Source organism: Lutibacter sp., assembly GCF_046055765.1.
Taxonomy (GTDB): Bacteria; Bacteroidota; Bacteroidia; order Flavobacteriales; family Flavobacteriaceae; genus Lutibacter.
This window is the reverse complement of record NZ_JASFZF010000058.1, coordinates 19,792-27,730: the sequence shown is the minus strand read 5'-3', so window position 1 is coordinate 27,730 and position 7,939 is coordinate 19,792. Positions and strand designations below refer to the sequence as shown.

Here is a 7,939-nt window from a genome sequence, read left to right as displayed (position 1 = left end):
AGTTGTAAACTAAGATATTGTTTGGGAGATGGTATGGAGATTTGAAAATAAAACCCTTATAGATAAAGGGATTGTGAGATGTAATAGTGGAGACGCCGGCTCATTTTTAAGTTAATTTTTATTATCTAAATATTGTTTGTATGTTGTTGTAAAACAAGGTATTGAGCAATTTTTTTATGCCTTATTATAATTTTTTTTAATAATAAGATATAACAAAATTATCAACCATTTTATATGAACATAAAATAATAAAAATTATGAAGCACACATTTTATTTGAGAAAACCAAAAGGAGAAAAAGAAACATTAATACTTTTTTCGTGTTATTTTAAATATGAACAAAAGCAATTTGTTTATTCAACGAGAAAAACAATTCACCCTAATCATTGGGATTTTAAAAATAATAAGCCTAAGAATAAGGGGAGAAATATAGCTATTAATCAAAAAAATATTACCAATACATTAAATAAGTTCTCAGATGAGTTTGATACATTTCAATCTAGATGTGAACTAAGTAAAACCGAATTTAATAGCGATTTGTTAAAACAATATTTAAATCAAGCCTTTGGTATTGTAACATCCAATCAAAGTTCATTTTTTGAAGTTTATGAGAAATTTATGGATGAAAAAATTAAACGTAAAGAATGGAAAGAGGCTACAGTTAAAAGATATTATAATATAAAAAATATATTATTAGAATTTGAAAAAGTAAATAAATATAAATTGACTTTTAGTAAAATTAACAATTCATTTTATACTGATTTTACTGACTTTTGTTATGAATATAAAGATCATTATACAAGTACATTTAGTAGAAATGTTGGGTTGTTTAAAACATTTATGTATTGGGCTTATAAAAAAGAATTTACTTTCAATAAAGCCTTTATGGATTTTGTTAAACCACCAAAAGATTTAACTAGACAAGAAGTTTTTTCATTGGAAGATATTAAATATTTGAATTCTTTGGATTGTAGTTGTGAGAGGTTAACTAATGTGAAGGATATTTTCATTTTTCAATCTTTAACTGGCTTAAGGGGAGGTGAATTGAAGAAGATAAATAAAAGAGTAGTTTATGATAATTATTTTGTTTTAAAAGAGGAGAAAGATTCTTCAAAACCAGATAGAGAAATTCCTCTAATCTCCTTATCTAAAGGGATTCTCATGAAATATAATTATGAACTTCCAATTATAACAATTCAAAAATGTAATGATTATATAAAAGAGGTAATTGAGGAGGCTGGATTTACTCATGAAGTTGAATACACACGGACTAAAGGAGTAGAACAGAAAACATTTATAAAGAAGTTTTATCAACGAATTTCATCTCATACCGCTCGTAGAACGTTTATTACTATAATGAGAAATAATGGAATTGCAGATAAAACCATTATGAGTATAAGTGGTCATAGAGATATTAAATCTTTTAATATCTACCACCAAGTTAATAATACTGCTAGGATTGATGCTGTACAGTCAGTTTTTGGAGGAATGTAAATTTCAAAAGGAATTTAGAATATTTAGTAATGTAAACTATATTTATCGAAAATATGTATATTGTAAAATATAGTTTACATTATAATCCGATTATGGCAAGAAGAAAAGTTATTTTATTACCAAAAGGAAAAAGAATTCTATCTGAATTAGGTGAGAATATTAAACTCGCAAGATTGAGAAGGAAATTGAGTGCTACACAAGTGGCTGAACGTGCAAATATGAGTAGACCTACTTTATCAGGTATTGAAAAAGGTTCTGAAAGTATTAGTATTGGTTCTTATTTATTAGTGCTACAAGTTTTGGGATTGGAAAAAGATTTATTAAATGTTGCTAAAGATGATATTTTAGGAAGAAAAATACAAGATGCTGGTTTAATTGTGAAAAAAAGAGCTCCTAAAAAGAATTAAAACTCAATTGAGATTATTATCAACTTTAATTATATGTAAATACATATAATATTTGTTTTATTTCTTAATTTATATCTATTTACATATAATTTACTATATTTGTTTAAAATTATATTTAATTACATATAATGAAAACATTACAGGAGTTTGTTAAAGGGCGTAGAAAAGCGGTTCATTTAACTCAAGAAGAATTTGCAGAAAGGGCAGGAGTTGCCTTAACTGTTGTTCGGAAAATAGAACAAGGAAAAAACAATTTAAATTTAGAAAAAGTAAATTTAGTATTGAAAATGTTTGGACATGTGCTGATGCCAGTAGATGAACGTTTACTTAATTCAAATATACAATCAGATGAGAAAAGCTAATATTTATTACGATAATATTTTGGCTGGAGTATTAACTGAAACGAATGATGGTGAATATACTTTTCAGTATGATACAAATTATATAAGTCAATATCCTACTCAATTTATCACATTTACAATGCCAGTGAATGATACAATATATCGAGAAAAGAGGTTGTTTCCCTTTTTTGAAGGGTTGATTCCTGAAGGTTGGTTATTAAATATTGCTTCTAAAAACTGGAAAATTAATCCTAATGATAGAATGGGGTTATTATTAGCATGTTGTAAAAATTGTATTGGAGCAGTGAGTGTAGAACCTAAAGAGGATTCAAATGAAGAATAAATGCCTATACTGTTATAAAGAACTTTCTGAAGGAAAGGATTTTCATGAAAAATGTAGTTTGGAATTTTTTGGGACAGAAATACCTCCAAAATTGCCATATTCTTTAGATCAAATGTCTGAATTGGCTAAAAATGTTGTGGAGCGTAGTGTTGCTGTTCCTGGTGTTCAGCCAAAGTTATCAATGTCATTAATTGAAGAAGAAAAACAAAAATCTGATAAAAGATTGACCGTTATCGGTGCTTTAGGTGGGAATTATATATTTAAACCGCCATCTGATGATTTTATTGAAATGCCCGAGAATGAACACCTCACAATGCGTATTGCTGAACTATGTGGAATATTAGTAGTGCCATCTTCATTAATTAGATTAAAGTCAGGTGAATTATCTTATATCACTAAAAGAATAGATAGGGAAGAAGATAGTTCTAAAATACATATGATTGACATGTTTCAAATTACGGAAGCCTTTGATAAGTATAAAAGTTCTATGGAAAAAATAGGCAAAGCTTTAGATACTTATGCAACAAATACATTACTAGATAAGCTTCGTTTTTTTGAATTAACTGTATTTAGTTTTTTTACTGGAAATAATGATATGCACTTAAAGAACTTTTCTATGATTAAAACTAATTATGGTTGGAGTTTATCACCTGCTTATGATTTGTTAAATGTAACTATTGTAAATCCTGACGATACAGAAGAGTTTGCTTTAACTATTGCTGGTAAAAAGAAAAAAATAACTAAAGAATTATTGGTGGAATTTGCTGAAGGATTATCATTATCATCAAAGCAAATTAATGGAGTTTTTAAGCGTTTTAAAAAGCTAAAAAATGATATGGAAGATTTGATTAATAATTCATTTTTAAGTAATAAGATGAAATTGAATTATAAAAATTTGTTAGATGAAAGATTTACAATAATTAATGTTTAGAGTCTAATCTGCTCACTAAATAGGGCATTATCACTTATCTTATAAGAGGTGAAAACATAATATTATATTCTATATATATGAGCTGCAAAATATAAATTTAATAATAGCTAGACCCTAAGAGAGGAAAGTTCAATTACCATTGTTGTGTATCTGACTTTATTGTAGTAGGTTTATTAACCTTATTGTATAAATATTCAATAAACCAATTTGGAATAGATTTGACAAATGTCTGAACTTTCTTTCCATAGTCAATTTGAGCTACCATTTTGTAATATTCCCCAGAATTATCAAATAGATATGCTCTCGTACTTAATTTTACAGCATCGTACATTAAATCTAATGATTTATAATATCTTTTTCTGATTTTTTCTTCGGGAACAGGGTGTCCATTTTGAGCTACTCGGATATTAACTCGATTGACATTAATATCAGGGTCATCTGTTGTCAGAAAATAAAAATAGACTCTATAACCATTACTTTTTGCATTTTTAATTATTTCTAATTTTGAGAAATGTGAAAAAACAGTTTCAAAAGAGAAATCTTTACCTTTAAGAATTAGTTGATTTCTAATAAATCCAGAAATATCCGCAGCAATATAGGAGTTGTATTCTCCAGAATACTGAATATTATTTTTTATTATTTTAAATTTCTTATGAAGATTTGGATTCTGCAATATTTTTTGAGACATACCAAATTTTAATAAATACTCTCTTAGAGTATCAGTTGTTGAATTAAGTTTATATTTGTAGAGAGAAAGAGAATCCCTAAGTTTAAGTTTTTTTTCTATTTCATCTGCATTCACAAAAACTCCAATTGGGTATTTTTTTCGAAGATTTTCAGCTAATGTGGATTTTCCAGAACCATTTGGCCCAGCAAATATTCTTAACCGTTTCTTTTTAAACTTAGTCAAGAGAAAAAATTTCGGGGATATTTATTTTTGATTGTTCAATTTCTCTAACAAATTCACTTGTTCCGTCAGGGTGTAATCTAAAAATAGATCCATTTTCCTCATAAAGAACAGGAATATTCGTGTCTTTTGCTTTCTCTAAAGCTTTAAGTGAAGCACCGATAGCTGCTCCAGCTATTAATGATGCTAAAGATCTTTCACTTTTTCCAGTAAATAAAGCACCAAGGGCAGCGCCAATTAATCCACCTGCAATAGCAGCTTTTATTATATCATTATTATCAGGCATATTGCAAATTTACAAAAAATATACAATTTAGATTGTTAAAGTTTTTTTAATTTCCCTTAATGTTAGTCGTTATGTTTTGCTTACAATGAGTTTCTTTAAGATTTGTGCGACTGGAAAATCGAAGATTTTTAGGTTGTAGCAAATCGTTTGTTCAATGTTAGTCGTTTTATTAGATTTTAGAATATCTAAAATTTAAAATTCCGTAAATTATTATTCCCACAAACTATTTAATCCAACAATAAGAAACTATTAATTCTGAAATTCAATTGTTTTACTTGATCTCCTATAAAACTTATATGTAAAGTTATTAAAAATGAAATAGTTGTTAAGCTAAATTTACAACAATTGCTTTGTATTTAAACCTTTAGTAAAGGTTCATATGCTTTAAATAATTCAATTTTTTCCTTTATTTGCTTTTCTTTATTCTTTAAACCAAGATATCTATACAGACTAAGTGAAATCTCATACATAGAAAATAAATAACTATTATTCCCCAAACTCATATTTTCGAGAATTTTGATACCTATCTCTTGATTTTCTACAGCTTCTTCAATCCTTTCCTCTATTAAAAATAGATTGGATAACTCATTATGGTAGCTTGCTAAATAAAAATCATTTCTATTTAATTGATCAAGAGATTTATGTAACTCTATACCTGCCTTTAATAGGTTAATTGCTTGTTTATAAGAACCTGCAATAGCATATGATTTCGAAAGTATTTTATACTCGATACTCAGTTGCTGGTCATTATAAAGAGAATGTCTTTTTCTTATTTTTTGAACTTTATCAAAGTTCTTTGCAACACTTATCAGATCCTTCTCCATTAAATAGATATTAGATAAATTATTTAAGGATGTAATGATCAAATTCAATGAATTTTTATCATTTTTAGAATATGATTTTAAGGCTTTTTTGAAGTAAATAATAGCCAAATCACTTTCATTATTTTCAGCGTAACAAAGACCTAAATTATTATAAATGACTCCTAAACTGTTCTTATTCAATGAGACATAATTCTCTGCTCTTTTAGCTAAGCTAATTAACTGAGTTAAATTACTTTTAGCTCCCAAATAGAATCCTTTCGCATATAAAAACTCATTTTCTAATAATAACAGTGGTTGATAAAGGCTACTTCTATATTGTTCTTTAATAGAATTAAGAATAGACTCTGCGTATTTTAAATATCTAAAAGAATTCACAGGAGCATTATAACCTTCTTCAATTCTTCTTATTAACCAATTAATATAGAGCGTACTCCCAAGAAAAGAGTTTAATTGCTTTCTTTCAGTGTAAATGATTATTTCACGTGTTATTTTATGAATATCAATTCTCTTCCTATCATTACTTACAACTATTAATCCTTTTTTATCTAGTGAATTGATAATATTAGAAATAGTAATCTTATTTTCAGAATAATGACTTAATCCATTTATTAGAATTAAATCCTCTATAACTATGTTACTCGCAGGTAATAATGCTAAAAAATTTAAATAATTATTTTCTAAGGACTCAAGAGAAGGCAAACTAAATCTTTCAATTAAATAATTGAATATTCTAATTGGGCCAGATGTGTCATTTATATCTATATCAATCATAAAATCGACGTCATCAAGTCTCTGAGATTTAAGAGAAATAAGAAATGATTCTAATGTCAAATCAAAACTATTTTGAATGGTCTTTGCTACTAATTCAATAACTAGAGGGTTATAATCAATTGTATTGAATAAATCTTTAAATAACTGATTCTTAATTTTTTCTTTATTGTTATGAGATAAGTATATTTCTTTGGCATCTTCAAAACCTAAAAGTGGTAATTTCAAATTAGGAATAGTTTTTAGATGACTTCTTGTTAATACCAGTTTATGCCAATTAGATGTCAACGTAAGAGATTCTATATCTAATAATTCATTTTCAGATTGTTGAATGTCAATTATGAATAAATTTTCACCTTCTATTTTATTTAGTTTATTAATAATAGATTTAAATACTAATTGATTGTTATCATTGCCTTTTGTAAAGTCCAATTGTAAATTCTCCTTCATTATATCATCTAAGAGCAAAGAGGATTGTATTGAATTTTCTAAATTTAACCAAATAATATGATCATATATTTCAAAGGTTTTCAAATACTTTTTACCAAATGAGGTTTTGCCCATTCCCCCTTCAGAATAGATTGAAAGCACTTTTTTCTTTGACAAAATAGATTGTGCATTAAGTAAGAAGTCATCCCATCCAAAAACATGCTGAGAATAAAAATCTGGAATAAGGTTTAAATATTTTGGAATCGTAGCCTTAGGGTTTTCAATCTTACTTTTTAATAAATCAATTTCTGTAGAGTGAATTTCTTGCGTACATCTAATTTCTTCAATATTTAATTTTAAAGACTCGATTTCAATCCTTAATAGCTTTGTTAACTTACTATCTATTAAATTCAGTAAATCATTATCTGTTTGAGTAATAATGTTAATAAGAGATTCATTGCTTAGTGCTCTATCAAATGAATTTTCTTTTTGCGAACTTCTATAAATCTCTGAGAGTAGAACACTAAATAACAATGAAACAGGCTTACCTTCAAACTTAGAATGCTTCAGTAAATTATGGATTTCTTTTGTAGTAAAATCAATTGCCTTTTCAGGAGAATTTCCACTAAATTCCCAAACAATGTTTTTTACAAAAAATTCAATACTGTTCTCTTTAGTTTCTCCAATAAAACTACTACAAACATCCTTTATTTTTTGCTTATAAATATCTTCTGTACACTTTCCTAAAAGCTTATTTTTTCTTGCCTTAATTTCTTTATTAAGAATTTCCCTCACTTTTTTTATACATAATATTAGAAGTTTATCATTCCTTAAATTAATGTCATCAACCCACTTTAGTAAAAGCTTTTCCCTTACAGATATTTGAGAGTTAGTAGAAAAACAAAATGATATTTTCTCATTTGAATTTCTATATTTTAAGAAAAGAATAAAAAAATTAAAAAGTGATTTCTTTACCTCTTTAGAATTTAAACTAAAGGACGATGTATAACATTTAACCTGAGTAAATATAAGTTTATCTCCAACTTCTTTAATATCTTCTTCAACTTCAGTACTGGTTATTATATTTTTATTATCAATATAATTAGTAATCCATTTTTTTAAGACTAATAAATATTGATAATAGAACCCCCTATTTGTTGCTACTGCATCAGTATTAATTCCAAATATTTTAATTATTTCTTCTTCCATT

The 7,939-nt window shown here is 26.7% G+C and carries 8 protein-coding genes; 5 read left to right on the top strand and 3 right to left on the bottom strand.

Features of this window, described 5'->3' with window-relative positions; genetic code table 11:
• The first annotated feature begins 257 nt into the window (after window positions 1-257).
• From QM495_RS06370 to QM495_RS06350, 5 genes are all read left to right on the top strand, one after another.
• Window positions 258-1,493, top strand: a complete 1,236-nt coding sequence (locus QM495_RS06370) for a tyrosine-type recombinase/integrase (RefSeq protein WP_408671277.1) — start codon at window positions 258-260, stop codon at window positions 1,491-1,493.
• Between the two features lie 92 nt (window positions 1,494-1,585).
• Complete coding sequence (locus QM495_RS06365) at window positions 1,586-1,900, top strand: helix-turn-helix domain-containing protein (RefSeq protein ID WP_408671276.1); 315 nt, start codon at window positions 1,586-1,588, stop codon at window positions 1,898-1,900.
• A gap of 128 nt (window positions 1,901-2,028) precedes the next feature.
• Window positions 2,029-2,262 carry a helix-turn-helix domain-containing protein gene (locus tag QM495_RS06360; RefSeq protein WP_408671275.1) on the top strand — a complete coding sequence of 78 codons (234 nt, stop codon included), beginning with the start codon at window positions 2,029-2,031 and terminating at the stop codon, window positions 2,260-2,262.
• Entirely contained in the window at window positions 2,249-2,584 is a 336-nt protein-coding gene (locus tag QM495_RS06355; protein WP_408671274.1) for a HipA N-terminal domain-containing protein, read from the top strand. The genes QM495_RS06360 and QM495_RS06355 overlap by 14 nt, the downstream gene beginning before the upstream one ends.
• Window positions 2,574-3,515 carry a HipA domain-containing protein gene (locus QM495_RS06350; protein WP_408671273.1) on the top strand — a complete coding sequence of 314 codons (942 nt, stop codon included), beginning with the start codon at window positions 2,574-2,576 and terminating at the stop codon, window positions 3,513-3,515. Before QM495_RS06355 ends, QM495_RS06350 begins: the two co-directional genes overlap by 11 nt.
• 133 nt (window positions 3,516-3,648) lie before the next feature.
• On the opposite strand, the gene QM495_RS06345 is transcribed toward QM495_RS06350, so the two are convergent.
• The 3 genes from QM495_RS06345 to QM495_RS06335 form a co-directional block, all read right to left on the bottom strand.
• On the bottom strand, window positions 3,649-4,425 hold the full coding sequence (locus QM495_RS06345) for a zeta toxin family protein (protein WP_408671272.1): 777 nt from the start codon (window positions 4,423-4,425) through the stop codon (window positions 3,649-3,651).
• Entirely contained in the window at window positions 4,418-4,708 is a 291-nt protein-coding gene (locus QM495_RS06340; protein WP_408671271.1) for a hypothetical protein, read from the bottom strand. Before QM495_RS06340 ends, QM495_RS06345 begins: the two co-directional genes overlap by 8 nt.
• 356 nt (window positions 4,709-5,064) lie before the next feature.
• On the bottom strand, window positions 5,065-7,938 hold the full coding sequence (locus QM495_RS06335) for a tetratricopeptide repeat protein (protein ID WP_408671270.1): 2,874 nt from the start codon (window positions 7,936-7,938) through the stop codon (window positions 5,065-5,067).
• Between the last annotated feature and the right edge of the window lies 1 nt (window position 7,939).

Bases quoted from the DNA above. Each gene is read 5' to 3' on its own strand.
- QM495_RS06370 (WP_408671277.1), top strand. From the start codon at position 258: ATGAAGCACACATTTTATTTGAGAAAACCAAAAGGAGAAAAAGAAACA.
- QM495_RS06365 (WP_408671276.1), top strand. From the start codon at position 1,586: ATGGCAAGAAGAAAAGTTATTTTATTACCAAAAGGAAAAAGAATTCTA.
- QM495_RS06360 (WP_408671275.1), top strand. From the start codon at position 2,029: ATGAAAACATTACAGGAGTTTGTTAAAGGGCGTAGAAAAGCGGTTCAT.
- QM495_RS06355 (WP_408671274.1), top strand. From the start codon at position 2,249: ATGAGAAAAGCTAATATTTATTACGATAATATTTTGGCTGGAGTATTA.
- QM495_RS06350 (WP_408671273.1), top strand. From the start codon at position 2,574: ATGAAGAATAAATGCCTATACTGTTATAAAGAACTTTCTGAAGGAAAG.
- QM495_RS06340 (WP_408671271.1), bottom strand. From the start codon at position 4,708: ATGCCTGATAATAATGATATAATAAAAGCTGCTATTGCAGGTGGATTA.
- QM495_RS06335 (WP_408671270.1), bottom strand. From the start codon at position 7,938: ATGGAAGAAGAAATAATTAAAATATTTGGAATTAATACTGATGCAGTA.